This window comes from Sphingomonas alpina (assembly GCF_014490665.1).
Taxonomy (GTDB): domain Bacteria; phylum Pseudomonadota; class Alphaproteobacteria; order Sphingomonadales; family Sphingomonadaceae; genus Sphingomonas; species Sphingomonas alpina.
The window spans coordinates 399,823-416,372 of record NZ_CP061038.1; the positions used below are offsets into that span (position 1 = coordinate 399,823).

Below are 16,550 nucleotides of genomic sequence, written 5' to 3' on the forward strand. Positions count from 1 at the left end.
AGAGCATTGCTTTGGCCGCAGAAAGCGGGGTGACCATCGCGCAATCCCGTGCTTGAAGCGAGTCATGACGACAACACTCCATCCGCTCGACCGCCCGGTGTGGCACAGCCTGACCAGCCGCCAGGCGCATCTTGCACTGGGCGATGCGCGTGCGTTGCGCTTCGTGCCCGAGGTCAACCTGTTCGGTGCCGCGGCCGATGATGCGCCCGAAAACCTCGCCGCGCTCGGAGCATTGTTGCCGGCGGCCGGCACGCTCGGCCTGGTCGAGGCGCGCGAGGTCGCGCTGCCGATTGGGGTGGTGGTGCGGTCGCGCGCGATCATCAACCAGATGGTGCTGGCCGAGCTGCATGCCCAAGGGGATCCGGTCGAGTTCGTGGCGCTGACCGACGCTGACGCGCCGGAGATGCTTGCGCTGGCGACGCTGACCGCGCCGGGACCGTTCTTCACCCAGACCAACCGGCTGGGCGATTTCATCGGCGTGAAGCGGGACGGGAGACTGGTGGCGATGGCCGGCGAGCGGATGAAGCCGCTGGGTTTCACCGAGGTCAGCGCGGTGTGCACTCATCCGGACCATCGCGGCCATGGCTATGCCCGCGCACTGATGCAGGTGGTGATCGAACGCATCCTGGCGCGGGGCGATGCGGCGTTCCTGCACGTCTATCCGAGCAACGCCGGCGCGATCGGCCTGTACGAAGCGCTGGGCTTCAGGCTGCGGCATGCGATGACCTACACGGTGCTGGAACGGGGATGAGGTAATCCAGGCGGAGGCGGCCCGATTGCCGGCTTCAAATCCCGTCGTCGCTCCGGAGCAGGTTTGGGAATTGCTCCTTTTTGACGGATAATCCTTTACTGCTACCCCGGCGAAGGCCGGGGCCCAGTCGCAAGGTAGAAGGTAACAGGCACCTTGCGCTGTTGCAGACATCCCTCGACTGGGCCCCGGCCTTCGCCGGGGAACAGGATATAGGCTCGAAGCGGGCATCCGCGGAGCAAGTCCGGCGTGCCGGGCAGGGGAGGTCCCGCGTCCGATCTCAATCGCTCCCATCACGCGCCAGCGCCTTTAGCCGGTACAGCACCTCCAGCGCTTCGCGTGGCGTAAGCGCGTCGACGTCGATCGTCTCGACCTCTGTGCGGAGCGCATCGCGCTCCTCTTCCACGGCTTCGGCCGCCGCGGCGAACAGCGGCAGATCGTCAAGGCCCGCTGCAAGCCCGCCAGTCTTGGCACGGCCCGCCTCCAGTTTCGCCAGCACGGCTTTCGCGCGCGCGATCGTCACCGGCGGCAATCCGGCCAGCCGCGCGACGGCGAGGCCATAGCTGCGGTCGGCCGGTCCTTCCGACACTTCGTGCAGCAGCACCAGTTCACCCTTCCATTCGCGCGCCCGAACATGGTGGAGGGTGAGCGCGTCGCAGCGTTCGGCGAGACGAGTCAGTTCATGATAATGCGTCGCGAACAGGCAGCGGCAGCGATTGTCCTCATGGATCGCCTCGACCACCGCCCAGGCGATGGCGAGGCCGTCATAAGTGCTGGTGCCGCGCCCGACCTCATCGAGAATGACGAAGCTGTGCGATGTCGCCTGTGCCAGGATCGCAGCGGTCTCGACCATCTCGACCATGAAGGTCGAACGGCCGCGTGCGAGATTGTCCGAAGCGCCGACGCGGCTGAACAGCCGATCGACCAGGCCGAGCTTTGCCGCAATGGCGGGCACATAGCTGCCGGCTTGCGCCAGCACCGCGATCAGCGCGTTCTGGCGCAGAAAGGTCGATTTGCCGCCCATGTTGGGACCTGTGACCAGCCATAGCCGCGAGTCCTCCGACAGGCGGCAGTCATTGGCGACGAAGCGCTCGCCGCGTTTGGCCAGCGCATCCTCGACCACCGGATGGCGGCCGCCCTCGATCTCGAAACAGGCATGGTCGACGAGCGCCGGGCGAGTCCAGCCGCCTTCGCTCGCGCGCTCGGCCAGGCCGGCAGCGACGTCGAAACGGGCAAGCGCATCGGCGGTGGCAGCGACAGCCTCGCGCTTGTCGAGCGCGGCCTGGGTCAGGTCTTCGAGATGCGCGGCTTCCGCCGCCAGCGCATGGGCGCCGGCCTGAGTCACTTTGAGCGCGACCTCATGCAGCTCGGGCGCGTTGAAGCGTACCGCACCGGCCATGGTCTGGCGGTGAGTGAAGCCGCTATCGGGTTTCATCAGCGCATCGGCAACCCGCGCAGGCACTTCGATATGATAGCCGAGCACGCCGTTATGGCGGATCTTCAACTGGGCGATGCCGGTGCGGGCGCGGTAATCGGCCTCGAGTGCGGCAATCGCGCGCCGGCCGCCGGCACCCGCATCGCGCAGATCGTCGAGCGCGGCGTCATAGCCGGGGGCGATATAGCCGCCGTCCGAGGCGTCGATCGGTGGTGCCGCAACCAGCGCGCGGGTGAGCAGATCGATCAGCGCACCATGACCGCGCAGCTGCGGCGCAAGCGCGGCGAGCAGGACAGGGGGCTCGGCGATACGGTCGAGCCGCTCGCTCAGCCGCCACGCACCGTTGAGGCCGTCGCGGAGCTGGCCGAGATCGCGTGGGCTACCGCGACCCGCCGCGAGCCGGCCGATCGCACGGCCGATATCGGGCAGGCTGCGCAAGGTACCGCGCAGCTCTTCACGCAGGCCGCTATCGTCGCACAGCAATTGCACCAGGTTGAGCCGCGCTTCGATTCCGTTCCGGTCCATCAGCGGCGCGCCGATATCGGCGGCAAGCAGCCGCGCGCCGGCGCCCGTGACGGTGCGATCGACCGCGTCGAGCAAGCTGCCTTTGCGCGTGCCGGTCGCGGTCTGGGTCAGTTCGAGGCTTTCGCGTGTCGCGGCGTCGATCGCCATTTGCTGTGCGGCCCGTTGCAGGCGCGGCGGGCGCAGGAACGGCAGCGAGCCCTTGGCGGTATGGTCGAGATAGGCGATCAACCCGCCCGCCGCGGCGAGGCCAGCGCGGCTGAACTGGCCGAAGCCGTCAAGCGTGGCGACGCCGAACAATTCCTTCAGCCGCGCCTCGCCGCGTGCGCTGTCGAACTCGACCCTGGGGCGCAGCATGGTCGCGGCTTCGTCGAATATGGTCGTTTCCGAGGCGATGGTTTCGGCCGGGGCAAGCCGGGCAAGTTCGGCGCCCAGGCCGGCCATATCGGTCTCGATCAGTTCGAAGCGGCCGGTCGAGACATCGGCGGCGGCGATGGCGACGCTGCCGCCGGATCCAGGACCGCCCGCTTCGCCGATCGCGACGCACCAATTGGCGGTGCGCGCATCGAGCAGCGCTTCCTCGGTCAGCGTGCCCGCGGTGACGACGCGGACGATGGCGCGGCCGACCAGGGTCTTGCCGCCGCGCTTCTTGGCCTCGGCCGGGCTTTCGGTCTGCTCGGCGATCGCGACGCGGTGGCCGGCCTTGATCAGCCGGGCGAGATAGCCCTCGGCCGAATGCGCCGGCACGCCGCACATCGGGATCGCGACGCCGTCATGCTCGCCGCGCGCAGTGAGCGCGATATCGAGACAGGCAGCGGCGATCTTCGCATCGTCGAAGAACATCTCGAAGAAATCGCCCATGCGGTAGAAGAGCAGGCAATCCTGCGCATCGGCCTTGAGCGCGAGATATTGCGCCATCATCGGGGTCGGGGCGGACGAAGTCTGGGTAGCGGCCATGGCCACGCGGTTAGCGGGAAATTCCGGTGTCGTCATGCCGGAGTTGGCGCGTTTTGCAGCGTGCGATGGCGAGCCCGGACCCGGCCCATGGCATGCTGTTGCATGCTGATATCCGGCATTTATTTTTCCGCTGCTGTTAAGTTGGATTTTTGCGAAGAAATTCTTCAGTTCATTCAATGGGTTGAATGGCCGATATGCTGTTATTGAAGAACAGCACGGAACAGCATCGATAACAGCATGGCGGCACGCCGGAACAGCACCGGATCGATTCAAATCGTCGCGAAAAGCTGGTTGAGGGGCGGTTGGACGACTCATGACCGGGGCGATGACATGAACCAGCAAAACGTAGAATCGAGCGAACAATATCCGGCCGACGACTGTGATCCGACCCGACGGATTGTCGGCAAGCCCTTTGCCAAGGGCCAGTCGGGCAATCCGGCAGGCCGGCCGCGCTTTCGCGGCGCGAGCGGCCGCAAGGGCGATCGGCTGCCCGGATCGGACCTGCCGACGCGGGCGATGATTCTGGAGGAAGCCTATCGTCGCATCGCCGTGCGCGACGGTGACACCGAGATCGAGCTGCCGGCCAACCAGGCGGTGTTCCGCGCGATGACGATGGCGGCAGTCGCAGGCAACCGCATGGCGCAGCGGCAATGGACTCAATTGGTGCAACTGGCGGAGGAAGCGCAGAAACGCGAGCAGGTCGCACTGTTCGCGACGCTGGAGCGGGACGGAGCCGAGGCCCGCTATTCGGGTGTCCGGCGCGAATATGTCCCGGTCGGCGATTTCGATGACGAGATCCTCACTGGCCTGCAGCAGGGCGTATCGATCGTGCGGGCGCTGCACAGCGACGATGACGACTGATTGGCGAGGTGCTGGTTGGTCCGGCGGTGCGATGCTATGCCCGGCGCTCAACCGGAGTGTTTCAGCCGCCATGGCGAGTATCGCCGTCCTTTCCTATGCGCCGTCCTACTCGCTCGCCGATCCGGCCGGGTCCGACCCGCTGGTCGCGGCGGTCGGCTGGTTGCAGGGGACGTTGCTCGGCACGGTCGCGACCACGATCGCGATCATCGCGGTCGCAGTGATCGGCATGATGATGCTCAACGGGCGGATCAACTGGCGCAGTGGAGCGACGGTGATCACCGGCTGCTTCATCCTGTTTGGCGCTGGCATTATCGCGGCGGGCATCCGGTCCGCGGCGAGTGGCGGGTATGAGCGGGACTATGTGCCGCCGGCGCCTTATGTCGCGCCGCCACCGCCAGTAGTGACGCCATCGCCGGCGCCGACCCGGCCGGCCGATTTCGATCCTTATGCGGGGGCGGCGCCGCGGAATTTTTGAGGCGGGACTTTGCGCGGGGCGCGTTGTTCGCTCGATATCTGCCGGGGCCGGCAATGATGGCGTCGGCGCGGTACGAAATATTGCGGCGTTAATTATTCAATATAGAAATGAGCGACCTGATGACGCGATCCAATCGCTTGCTGGGGAGGGGTTCCCCAGTTATGCCGTTGGTGAAACGATAGTGATTGCAATGTGATTTCATCACATTGATTCGGGCATCAACGGGCGGGAAACGGGGAATCCATGGGGCGGTTAAGGTCGCGCGTAAGCGCGCTTGTGTGCGTTGGCCTGGTGACAACGACCGCCGTCGCGAATGAATCCACTGTCTACACCTATGATGCGCTGGGCCGGCTGATCGCGACATCGATCACCGGCGGCCCCGGCAATGGACGCCAGGTTTCGACCGGGTTCGATCCGGCCGACAATCGCTCCAACTACACCGTCTCTGGTGCGCCCACAGCGAATTTCTCGATCGCCGACGCTACCGTAACGGAAGGCGGAACGGCCGCCGTCATCGTCACGCGGACGGGGTCCTCCGCGGCCGCGGCAACGGTGGGGTACGCGACGTCGAACGGCTCGGCGGTCGCGCCGGCCGATTATACCGCCGCGTCGGGCACGCTCAGCTTCGCGGCCGGCGAGGGGAGCAAGACCATCCCCATCGTCACCATCAATGACAGCATTTACGAGGGCACCAAGTCTTTCGCGGTCACGCTGTCGAGCCCGACCGGCGGTGTCGGCATAGCCGATGCCAATGCCGCCGTGACCATCACCGACGATGAAGTGGTGCCACAACTGGCCATTTCGAACGCGACCGTCACCGAAGGGGGAACGGCGACCCTGACCGTGACCCGGTCGAGCGCGACCGGACCGGCGGTCAGCGTCAATTATGCCAGCGCCGATGGCAGCGCAGTCGCGCCAGCCGATTATGGCGCGGTGTCCAGTACGCTGAGCTTCGCATCGGGCGAGACGAGCAAGACCATCACGGTCAACACGGTCAACGACACCGCCTATGAAGGCACGGAGGGTTTTACGGTCGGACTATCCGGTGCGACCGGCGGGGCGATCATCACCACCGCGACGGGCCAGGTGTCGGTGACCGACAATGATGTCGCACCGAGCTTCGCCATTTCGAGCGCAAGCGCGGCCGAGGGCAGCTCGATCGTCATGACGGTGACCAAGACGGGCTCGACCAACAAGACCCTGACGGTCAATTATGCGACTGCCAATGGCAGCGCGTCCGCGCCGGCCGATTACGGCCAGCTGACCGGGGTGCTGACCTTCCTGCCCGCAGAGACGAGCAAGACCGTCACCATCACGACCGTCAATGACACCGTTTATGAGAGCGCCGAGACATTTACGGTCTCCTTGTCCGGTGCGTCGGGCGGGGCGCTCATCTCCACCGCCCGGGGGACGGGGACGATCACCGACAATGATACCGCGCCGGTTCTGTCGGTGGCGAACGTGTCGGTGATGGAGGGCGATTATGCGAATGTGACGGTGACCAAGACGGGGGCGACCGGGCTCAATTCTTCGGTTTCCTTCGCCACGGCTGATGGCACGGCCACCTCCGGTGGTTCGATGGCCGATCGAAAATATATCTCCAGCAGCGGCACTTTGTTGTTTCGCCCCGGCGAGATGTCGAAGGTGGTTCAAGTCAAGACCATTCAGGACAACCTGTTCAGCCTGCCAAAGACGTTCACGCTCACGCTCTCGGCGCCTTCGGGAGCGACGTTGGGCAGCTCGACGGGAACTGTGAGCATTTTGAATAATAATCCGCCGCCGTCGCTCTCGATACTCGATGCGGTGCCACAGGTTGAAGGCACATCGCTTAAATTCAGTATCGGCGTCAGCGCGGCGTTCGATGCTCCGATAACGGTCAATTATACGACATCCAGCGGAACGGCGACTTCCGGGGTCGATTTCACGCCGACGTCAGGAACCCTATTGATTTCTTCCGGTCAGATCGTCGTGCCGGTCATTCAGGACAGCGACGGTGAAGCGGATGAGACGCTCTATGTGACATTGTCGTCGCCTAGTCATGGTGCGACAATCGACAGGGCACAGGCTGTCGGCGTCATCAAGAATGACGATATTCCTCCAAGTACTGGACCGGTCGCGAATCCCGACAATGGCGGCAGCCACGCCCGGTGCGATGAGTTCACGATCAATCCAGTCGCGAACGACACCGATCCAGGCGGCAATTATCCGCTGACGCTTGTCTCGGTGGCGACCGGGGTCGGCTATACCCGAACGATCTCGGGCAACAACGTGACGTTCTTCGCGCAGGCCGGAGGAACCCGGAACATCCTGTACGTCGTCGCCAATTCGATCGGCGGGCAGGCGACCGGCACCATCACCTACACGGTGGCGTCGGGACCCGCCTGCACCGGGGGGCCAGGTTAATGCGCTGCCGATCGACTAATCGAAGCGACCACGGTGCGCACCGTGGAACGGGTATCTCATCTTTCCAGGATTTGAGCGGAACGCTCTGGAGCGGTTGCATGCGGATTGAAAAACGGGCTGCCGATATCTTCACGGTCATGCGTCGGATCAGCCGCCGGGCCGCGCTCATGGTCGCGCTTATCCCCGGGATGATGGTGCCCCTCGCCGCCCAGGCGCAGGATCTGCCCAAGTCGATTTCACCGCTGGAGATCGAGCCTGACCGCAACGGGGTCAATATCGTCACCGGAAAGATGGCACCCGAAGCGCTGGTCCTCTCGGTCCCGGCTGCGCCGCGGCTCAAGTTCGACCGGGTGCAGAATGCTGCGCCCTATGTGACCGGCCAGGTGCTGACCGACTGGGCTACGGAGACTGAGAAGAGTGCCGAATATACGGTCCACACGGCGGACGGCGTGTCGGAATCATTTCGCTGCCTATGGAGTATGGAGAGCAAGGATTGTCAAAGCGTCACCCGTTCGGGGTCGATGCTGAACTTCGCCGGGACCGACTTTCGCCGTGGCGGATCGGGTGAGCGCTATACCATCAATCTGGTTCATCTTTATCAGGTTCCGACTCCGACCAATCCGCAGCAAAAGCGATTATTCTATACCTCGCGCATCGAATATCCGGACGGCGAAGTTATCAGTTACACATATGATACATCGACATTACCGACCGATACTTTGTCGCGCGCGTGGTATCGCCCTGTCAGGGTCGAAAGCAATCTGGGCTATTACATCACCATTGCCTATCAGGGAAACGACCTGACCCAGATCGGCTGGGGAACAGCGAGTGAAGTCGCGCTGTACAATGTCAATGTGCCCGGCACCCCGCTGGGGAAGCTGAGCTATAGCAATGGCGCGGTGACGGACCTCGCGGGCCGGGTATATCAGGGGTATGATCTCGGGACCCTTGGCGCCGACATCGAAACAGCGAGCTATACCCGGACCCTGCCGACGGAAAGTACTCCGGCGCTGACCGTCACGCCCGCCAGTCTTCCGACCAATGCGCCAATGATCGGAACGGTCAATCGCGACGGCGTGCAGTGGAATTATGCCTACGGTAATCCGCAATATTATACGGGCCTCGATAACTATCTCTACAACAGCGTCACCGTGACCGGCCCCAACGGCTATCAGAAGCTTTACACGATCATCAATGCCAATCCCTTATCGACCGCCGGCAACCGCAATCTCATCACGCGAACGACCGACGAACTCGGCCGACAGACCAATTATGAATATGATGGCGGCCTTCGCGTCACGAAGATCATCTACCCGGAAAACAATGCGGTCTCGATCGGCTGGGACGATGCGGGCAACGTCATTTCCAAGACATCGATCGCCAAGCCGGGATCGGGTCTGGCCAATATTGTCGAACAGTCCTTTGTCGATCTGAGCGGCCGCTATACTCCGGGCGGTTTCCTGGACTGTCGCGACACTGTGCTGTGCTATCGCCCGACCTGGACGCGCGATGCGCTCGGGCGACAGACGGATTATGTCTATAACACGCGCGGCCAGCTCACCGAGCAGACGGACCCGGCCGACGGCAGTGGCGTGCGCCGCAGGACCTATGTCGAATATGAGGCGTACGACACCGGAACGGGCATCATTTCGCGCAAGAAGGTGGTGCGCATCTGCGGGGCAACGACGACCTGCGGCACCAATGCGGAGATCAGGACTGAATATGATTATTCGGATCAGATCACCCTGCCGATGGTCCAGCGCCAGGTCGATGCCGTAACCGGCCAAATCCGGGAAATTCGATACAGCTATGATGCAGCGGGCCGGGTCTTGTCGATCGATGGTCCGAGGCCGGGCTGGGACGACACTCAATATTTCCGATATGATGTTGCCGGCCGGAAGACATGGGAGATCGGTGCACTGGCGCCCAACGGGCTCCGTATGGCTAAGCGCTTCAACTATCGCGATTCCGACGATAAAACCATGAGTGTTGAAACGGGAACCTTACCTGATACGGTGAGTGCAGTGTTGACGGTGCTTGAACGTACTGACTTGAGTTATGATAGCCGTCGCAACGGGGTTCGTGAAGCCACGTCGGCTGGAGGGCAAACGATCCGCGTTACCGACAACTCCTATTTCGATCGTGGATTACTTGATTGCGCGGCGACGCGAATGAATATGGGGGCTCTGCTGGCGGCGGGCAGTGCCGCTGCATGTTCACTAGGTACGACAGGAGCCCAGGGCTCAGATCGTATTATCAGAAATCTCTATGATGTGGCTGGCCAACTGGAACGTATTCAGCAGGCTTATGGTACGCCGCTGATGCGCAACTACGTCACCTACAGCTACACTCAAAACGGCAAGCGTCAGTTCGTCACGGACGGCAATGGCAATAAGGCGCAGTTCACATATGATGGCTATGACCGTCAGTCGCGCTGGTACTTTCCTGATAAAGCAATAGCTGGGACAGTCAGCGGAAGTGATTATGAGCAATATGGCTATGACGCAGCCGGTAACCGGACGTCGTTGCGCCGGCGTGATGGCAAGACGCTCATTTTCGCTTATGATAACGTTAATCGTATGACGTCGAAAACTGTGCCTGATGGCTGTGCACCAATTCAGTCGGGCGCCTGCGCACCGGCATCGGCAACGCGCGATGTATATTACAGTTACGATATCATGGGGCGCCAGCTGAGCGCGAAATTTGACTCCGCGACCGGCGCTGATGGGCTGATCGCAAGCTATGATGCGTTCGGCAGCCTCCGTTCGAACACGATCAGCATGGGCGGTATCACCAAGACTCTGACTGCCGAGTATGATGAAGTCGGCAATCGCACGCGGCTCATACACCCTGACGGACAGGTGTTTACCTACACTTATGATGCACTAAATCGGCTGATCGGTCTTTATGAAGGGATGGGTACCGAAGTCCCGCTGAACCAATTTAGCTATAATTCCAGTGGTCTGCTTTCTACTCGTACTGAACTTTTTGGAAGCGGGGTATCCTATGCCTATGACGCGATAGGGCAAATAACTAGCCAATCTGATCATTTTGCCGGAGGAAATGGTAACGTCACTGTGGGACCCATCGTCTATAATCCAGCGTCACAAATTGTCGGAAAGAATCGTGACAATGATGATTATGCGTGGCGCGATGCGATCGCGGTCAACCGAAATTATACAAAGAACGGTCTCAATCAATATATTGCCGCCGGTTCGGCCAACTTCACCTATGATGCTAATGGCAATCTGATTTCGGACGGGGCAAGCAGTTATGTCTATGATGCCGAAAATCGGCTGATTTCAGCGTCGAACGGAACAGCGCTTGTCTATGATCCGATGGGTCGTCTCTGGCAGGTGGCAAGGGGGGTGGTCAGCTCGCGATTTCTCTATGACGGAGATGCTCTGGTCGCCGAATATGACAGTGCCGGCGCGATGACAGCGCGCTATGTTCATGGGGGTGGGATGGGTGCGGACGATCCGCTTGTCTGGTACGGCAACGGCGTCGTGCGCTGGCTTCATGCTGACTATCAAGGGTCAATCATCGCAGCCACCAGCGGTTCGGGCGGCTCGCCATCTATCAATGCTTATGATGAGTATGGTATCCCAAGTGCTGCCAACACCGGGCGATTCCAATACACGGGCCAAGCTTGGCTCGCCGAGCTTGGTATGTATTATTATAAGGCGCGCATATATTCTCCAACGTTAGGGCGATTCCTACAAGTTGATCCGATAGGATACGACGATCAGATAAACCTTTATGCTTATGTCGGAAATGACCCTATCAATCGAAGTGACCCGACTGGCGAGTATAATTGCGACAAGGCCGATTGCCCAGTTATCCAAAAATATGCGCAGAATTTAAAATCGGCTGCGGATACTCCAAAAACGGGAACTCGTATAGCCGATTCTACATTGAAAGCGGCATCGAAGTTCGTTGGGTCATTGAATGACGGAAACAAAGTTGATATTAAACTTGGGAAAGTAAACGGGGCGGCAGATGGTTTGACAGGGCTTCAGAATGGTCGCGTAAATATCACGCTGGATTCCGCAAAAATTGGAAATAATATTGGCTATGGCGCGGTGGTGTTGGCGCACGAAGCTGTGCATGGTGCGCAATATCTAGTCCGTGGGCAGCCAAGTTCTTTAGCAGATGTTGATCGAAGAGAGCGGGCTGCGTATCGAGTTGGCTCCTATGTCAGTCAAAGGCTTGGGGTGGATTCGAGGGTTTGGCATCCCGGTATGACCGAGTCTCAGCGAAACACCGCCATTCGGGCGGGTGCGCGCGACAGCTGTATAATGGCTTCCATTGGAACCCCCCTAAGTGGCAAGAACCATTCCCGGGGCAAAACTGTCCGTGAAGCTTTTAGCGCTCTTCATCGTCCCGTCACTGCTCGTCACTGGATGCTCATCCGAAATGAAATCTGAAAAGCATAATATTGGAATATGCTGGAATCATGTCAGGAGCGTCGGTAAAAATGTAGCCATTGATGACGTCGATTTTATCTATCTCAGAGGAGAGACTATTGTTATTCCAAGCTTTAAGTGTCGTAAACTTAGAATTCAGGCGAAGCAAATTTCGGAATCTTCTTTGAGTGAATTGAGAAATATAGAATATAGAAATATTGAAGGTATATTAGGATTAAGAGGATCCGTGCTATTTAGTGACATCAGACCGGATTCAAATGGTGTCATTGAGGTAAATATAATATCGATTGCAATACATGATAGGTTAAATCCGGGCAAATCTGAAGAAATTTTGAATCTCATTCAGCCAAGAAAGTGATAAATCTTATAGATTATCTCGGATTGGCTTGGATTTGATTCGAGAAAGCAGATTTCTTGTACTCTGATTATGTGTGCTTGCTGCGTGATGAAGGCGCGAACCAGAAATAATTATAAACAGCATTTCCCGAGTTCGATGATCGCAGTTCCGTCCCACATCCCGCCCGCTCAGTGCGACATCCCGCACAAAATCCAACCCTGCACCCCCACCAAGCCGGTTTGCATATCGCCGCGTCCCTCCTAAAGACTGGCCCGAGATCGAGAGGCCAAAATGTCAGACGACAGCAACGTCCAGTTTTCCGAGCGCGAAGCTCTGTTGTTCCATTCCGAGGGGCGCCCCGGCAAGATCGAGATCATCGCGTCCAAGCCGATGGCGACGCAGCGCGATCTCGCGCTGGCCTATTCGCCCGGCGTCGCGGTGCCGGTGCTGGCGATCGCCGCCGACCCCGCCACCGCGTATGACTATACCGCCAAGGGCAATCTGGTCGCGGTGATCTCCAACGGGACGGCGATCCTCGGCCTCGGCAATCTCGGCGCGCTGGCGTCCAAGCCGGTGATGGAAGGCAAGGCAGTGCTGTTCAAGCGCTTCGCCGATGTCGACGCGATCGATATCGAGCTGAAGACCGAGGATGTCGACCGCTTCATCGACGCGGTCGAGCTGATGGAGCCGAGCTTCGGCGGCATCAACCTCGAGGACATCAAGGCGCCGGAATGCTTCATCATCGAGCAGACCCTGCGCGAGCGGATGAACATCCCCGTCTTCCATGACGACCAGCACGGCACCGCGATCATCACCGCGGCGGGGCTGATCAATGCCTGCCTGCTGACCGGGCGGCACATGAGCGAGGTCAAGGTGGTGGTCAATGGCGCGGGCGCGGCCGCGATCGCCTGTACCGAGCTGATCAAGGCGATGGGCGTGCGGCATGACAATGTCATCATGTGCGACCGCTCCGGCGTGATCTATCAGGGTCGCACCGAGAGCATGGACCAGTGGAAGTCGGCGCATGCCGCCAACACCACGACGCGCACCCTGACCGAGGCGCTGGTCGGTGCCGACGTGTTCCTCGGCCTGTCGGCGGCGGGGGCGCTCAAGCCCGAAATGGTCAAGGACATGGCGGCGCGGCCGATCATCTTCGCGATGGCCAATCCCGATCCTGAAATCACCCCGCCCGAGGCGATGGCGGCGCGGCCCGATGCGATCGTCGCGACCGGCCGCTCGGACTATCCCAACCAGGTCAACAACGTGCTCGGCTTCCCGTTCATCTTCCGCGGCGCGCTCGATGTGCGCGCGACGGGGATCAACGATGCGATGAAGATTGCCGCCGCCAATGCGATCGCCGAGCTGGCGCGCGAGCGCGTGCCGGAAGAGGTCGCCGCGGCCTATGGCGTGCAGCACAGCTTCGGTCCGGCCTATATCATCCCGGCGCCGTTCGACCCGCGGTTGATGGAGAATGTGCCGGTCGCGGTTGCCAAGGCGGCGATGGATTCGGGCGTCGCGACCAAGCCGATCCTCGATATGGAAGCCTATCGCCAGAAACTGCGCGGCCGGTTGAACCCGACCACGTCAGTGCTGACGCTCGCTTATGAGGGCGCGCGCGCGCACCCCAAGCGCGTGCTGTTCGCGGAAGGCGAGGAGGAAGTGGTGATGCGCGCCGCGATCGCGTTCCGCGAGGGCGGCTATGGCACGCCGGTGCTGGTCGGGCGCGACGATGTGCCGGACCGGTTGAAGGCGCTCGGCGTGGCCGATCCGGAAAGCTATGAGCTGCACAACAGCCGCAATTCGCCGCTGGTGCCGGACATGGTCGATTTCCTCTACGAACGGCTGCAGCGGCGCGGTTATCTGCGGCGCGATTGCGAGCGGATGATCAACCAGGACCGCAACATCTTCGGCGCGGTGCTGCTGCAGATGGGCCATGCCGATGCGATGATCACCGGCATCACCCGGACCTATGCGCACACCATGCGCGAAGTGCGCCGCGTGATCGATCCTGAAGTGGGCCGCACGCCGTTCGGCATCCACCTGATGGTCGGGCAAAGCCATACCGTGTTCATGGCCGACACCACGATCAACGAACGGCCAAGCGCCGAGGAACTGGCCGACATCGCCGAAGGGACCGCGACGGTCGCGCGGCGCATGGGGCATGAGCCGCGCGTGGCGTTCCTGAGCTATTCGACCTTCGGCAATCCCGAGGGGCGCTGGCTGGAGAATATCCGCGCCGCGGTCGGCGTGCTCGACGGGCGCAATGTCAGTTTCGAATATGAAGGCGATATGGCGCCGGACGTGGCGCTCAACCCGAAACAGCTGGCCAATTATCCTTTCGCGCGGCTGTCCGGGCCGGCCAATGTGCTGATCATGCCGGGGCTGCAGAGCGCCAATATCTCCGCCAAGCTGCTGCGCGAGCTGGGCGGCGATGCAGTGATCGGGCCGATGCTGGTGGGCATGGAGAAGTCGGTGCAGATCGCGCCGATGACCAGTACTGCGAGCGAACTGGTGACGCTGGCAGTGCTCGCGGCAGGTGGAATCGCGCGCTGAGACTCAAGTTCCTCCCCGGTGCGGGAGGAACTAAGACACCCTTCAATCGCTAGGTCAGCATTCATACATTTCGGTTGTCGTAGCGGTCCGGAAAAGACGGGCCGAACGTCCATGGATCGAAGATGACCGATTTCACGCCGGGCGGCATGCCCTTCTATCTGCTGATCGCCGGTGTCGCGGTGCTGGTGGTGCTGGCGCGGCGCATCCGGATCATCGGCACGTTGCTGACGATCGGGCTGGTCGGGGTGGTAGCGGCATTGCTGGTGCCGCTGGCGAGGGAGCGGGCTCGGAGCGATCCGGACTTCGAGCGGATCGTCACGGCGCTCAATCTCCGGGGCCCGGAACAGCAGGTGGTCGGCACCGAGATGCGCGTGCCGATGGCGCGTGACGGGCATTTCTGGGTCAAGGTACGGATCGGCGGTGCCGAGCGGCGCATGCTGGTCGACAGCGGCGCGACGGTGACCGCGATGTCGCAGCGGAGCGCAGAGGCCGCCGGGCTCGAGCTGGAGAGCCCGGTCTTCCCGGTGGTGCTGCAGACCGCCAATGGCTCGATCCGGGCGATGACTGCGACTGCCCCCGAGCTGCGCATCGGCAATATCGTCGCGCGCGACGTGCCGATCGTCGTGTCGCCGGCGTTCGGCGACATGGACGTGCTGGGGATGAACTTCCTGTCGCGGTTGAAGTCGTGGCGGGTCGAGGGGCGCACACTGATCCTGCAGCCGCATCATCCGCAGGCGGTGGGGTAGGCGCTCTTTCCCCTCTCCCCTTGTGGGAGAGAGCGTTGGGTCGGTCATGCTGGGCCCAAGCCGCAGGCTTGGGAGGGTGAGGGGGACTTGGGGCCTCAACCCTGCACTCCCCCTCATCCAACTTCGGCTAGTTCGCTTCGCTCTCAAGCCTTCGTATCCTTCTCCCACAAGGGGAGAAGGAGTTACGCGTCGATGCTGGTCCCCAAGGCTGCATGCACCAATCCGCCATCGACGGTGATCGTGTCGCCGATCACATAATCCCCGGCGCGGCTGGCGAGGTAGATGGCGGCGCCGGCCATATCCTCGTCGACACCGATGCGCTTGGCCGGGATGCCCCTGGCGATCTCGGACCCATGGTCGCGCGCCGCCTTGTTCATCTCGCTGGCAAAGGCGCCGGGGGCGATCGAGGTGACGTTGATCGAGTCGGTCACGAGCCGTGCGGCCATGCGCTTGGTGAGATAGATCAGCGCCGATTTCGACGCATGATAGCTATAGGTTTCCCACGGGTTGAGCCGCTGGCCGTCGATCGAGGTGATGTTGATCACCTTGGACGGACGGTCGGGGCGGGCGGCCTTTTTCAGTGCCTCGTGCAGCGCCTGGGTGAGGAAGAAGGGCGATTTTACATTGAGGTCCATGACCTTGTCCCAGCCCTTCTCAGGGAAGACGTCGAACGGTTCGCCCCAGGCGGCGCCGGCATTGTTGACCAATATGTCGAGGCTGTCGGTATGTTCGGCGAGCTGGGCGGCGAGCGCCTTGCAGCCGGCGACGGTCGAGACGTCCTGTGGCAGGGCGATGCATTTCTCACCCAGTTCCTTCGCGGTTTCGAAACAGGCATCGGCCTTGCGGGCAGAGATATAGACGGTCGCCCCTTGAGCGATGAAGCCGGCTGCGATCATCTTGCCGATGCCGCGCGAACCGCCGGTGACGAGCGCAGTGCGGCCGTCGAGGCGGAAGAGGTTGGTGGTGTCCATGTTAGTTTCTCCTTCTTCCGTTCGTTTCGAGCGAAGTCGAGAAACAGGACACAAATGCTGCGCGAGGTTTCTCGACTTCGCTCGAAACGAACGGGGGTGGGTATTCTTCCGGGTG

9 protein-coding genes and 1 pseudogene are annotated in these 16,550 nt (G+C 61.5%); 8 read left to right on the forward strand and 2 right to left on the reverse strand.

All coding sequences use genetic code 11. The features are described from left to right. Positions 1 to 64 precede the first annotated feature (64 nt). On the forward strand, positions 65 to 751 hold the full coding sequence (locus tag H3Z74_RS01745; RefSeq protein ID WP_187762308.1) for a GNAT family N-acetyltransferase: 687 nt from the start codon (positions 65 to 67) through the stop codon (positions 749 to 751). A 277-nt stretch (positions 752 to 1,028) separates the two neighbouring features. On the opposite strand, the gene mutS is transcribed toward H3Z74_RS01745, so the two are convergent. After that, positions 1,029 to 3,626: a DNA mismatch repair protein MutS gene (gene mutS / locus H3Z74_RS01750; protein ID WP_187764119.1), complete on the reverse strand. Its 2,598-nt coding sequence runs from the start codon at positions 3,624 to 3,626 to the stop codon at positions 1,029 to 1,031. A gap of 366 nt (positions 3,627 to 3,992) precedes the next feature. On the opposite strand from mutS, the gene H3Z74_RS01755 reads away from it, so the two are divergent. The 7 genes and pseudogenes from H3Z74_RS01755 to H3Z74_RS01785 all read left to right on the forward strand — a co-directional run bounded on the left by H3Z74_RS01755 (position 3,993) and on the right by H3Z74_RS01785 (position 15,464). Next, positions 3,993 to 4,523 (forward strand): DUF5681 domain-containing protein, encoded by a 531-nt coding sequence (locus H3Z74_RS01755; RefSeq protein WP_187762309.1) that lies wholly within the window; start codon positions 3,993 to 3,995, stop codon positions 4,521 to 4,523. A 70-nt stretch (positions 4,524 to 4,593) separates the two neighbouring features. Further along, a pseudogene (locus tag H3Z74_RS24255) lies at positions 4,594 to 4,866 on the forward strand (TrbC/VirB2 family protein); the annotation flags it as partial. A gap of 423 nt (positions 4,867 to 5,289) precedes the next feature. Next, positions 5,290 to 7,401, forward strand: coding sequence for a Calx-beta domain-containing protein (locus H3Z74_RS01765; protein WP_187762310.1), 2,112 nt, complete (start codon positions 5,290 to 5,292; stop codon positions 7,399 to 7,401). Positions 7,402 to 7,499: 98 nt separating this feature from the next. Next, positions 7,500 to 11,828, forward strand: a complete 4,329-nt coding sequence (locus H3Z74_RS01770) for an RHS repeat domain-containing protein (protein ID WP_187762311.1) — start codon at positions 7,500 to 7,502, stop codon at positions 11,826 to 11,828. Next, complete coding sequence (locus H3Z74_RS01775; protein WP_187762312.1) at positions 11,818 to 12,186, forward strand: hypothetical protein; 369 nt, start codon at positions 11,818 to 11,820, stop codon at positions 12,184 to 12,186. The genes H3Z74_RS01770 and H3Z74_RS01775 overlap by 11 nt, the downstream gene beginning before the upstream one ends. 270 nt (positions 12,187 to 12,456) lie before the next feature. Beyond that, entirely contained in the window at positions 12,457 to 14,718 is a 2,262-nt protein-coding gene (locus H3Z74_RS01780) for an NADP-dependent malic enzyme (RefSeq protein WP_187762313.1), read from the forward strand. Positions 14,719 to 14,840: 122 nt separating this feature from the next. Continuing rightward, positions 14,841 to 15,464 (forward strand): retropepsin-like aspartic protease family protein, encoded by a 624-nt coding sequence (locus H3Z74_RS01785; RefSeq protein WP_187762314.1) that lies wholly within the window; start codon positions 14,841 to 14,843, stop codon positions 15,462 to 15,464. 182 nt (positions 15,465 to 15,646) lie between these two features. Here H3Z74_RS01785 and H3Z74_RS01790 read toward each other — a convergent pair whose 3' ends face one another. Beyond that, complete coding sequence (locus H3Z74_RS01790; RefSeq protein WP_034161497.1) at positions 15,647 to 16,435, reverse strand: SDR family oxidoreductase; 789 nt, start codon at positions 16,433 to 16,435, stop codon at positions 15,647 to 15,649. Positions 16,436 to 16,550: the final 115 nt, after the last annotated feature.

What these genes read in the sequence shown, in the direction of transcription:
- H3Z74_RS01745 (WP_187762308.1), top strand. Translation starts at nt 65, where the DNA reads ATGACGACAACACTCCATCCGCTCGACCGCCCGGTGTGGCACAGCCTG.
- mutS (WP_187764119.1), bottom strand. Translation starts at nt 3,626, where the DNA reads ATGATGGCGCAATATCTCGCGCTCAAGGCCGATGCGCAGGATTGCCTG.
- H3Z74_RS01755 (WP_187762309.1), top strand. Translation starts at nt 3,993, where the DNA reads ATGAACCAGCAAAACGTAGAATCGAGCGAACAATATCCGGCCGACGAC.
- H3Z74_RS01770 (WP_187762311.1), top strand. Translation starts at nt 7,500, where the DNA reads ATGCGGATTGAAAAACGGGCTGCCGATATCTTCACGGTCATGCGTCGG.
- H3Z74_RS01775 (WP_187762312.1), top strand. Translation starts at nt 11,818, where the DNA reads ATGAAATCTGAAAAGCATAATATTGGAATATGCTGGAATCATGTCAGG.
- H3Z74_RS01780 (WP_187762313.1), top strand. Translation starts at nt 12,457, where the DNA reads ATGTCAGACGACAGCAACGTCCAGTTTTCCGAGCGCGAAGCTCTGTTG.
- H3Z74_RS01785 (WP_187762314.1), top strand. Translation starts at nt 14,841, where the DNA reads ATGACCGATTTCACGCCGGGCGGCATGCCCTTCTATCTGCTGATCGCC.
- H3Z74_RS01790 (WP_034161497.1), bottom strand. Translation starts at nt 16,435, where the DNA reads ATGGACACCACCAACCTCTTCCGCCTCGACGGCCGCACTGCGCTCGTC.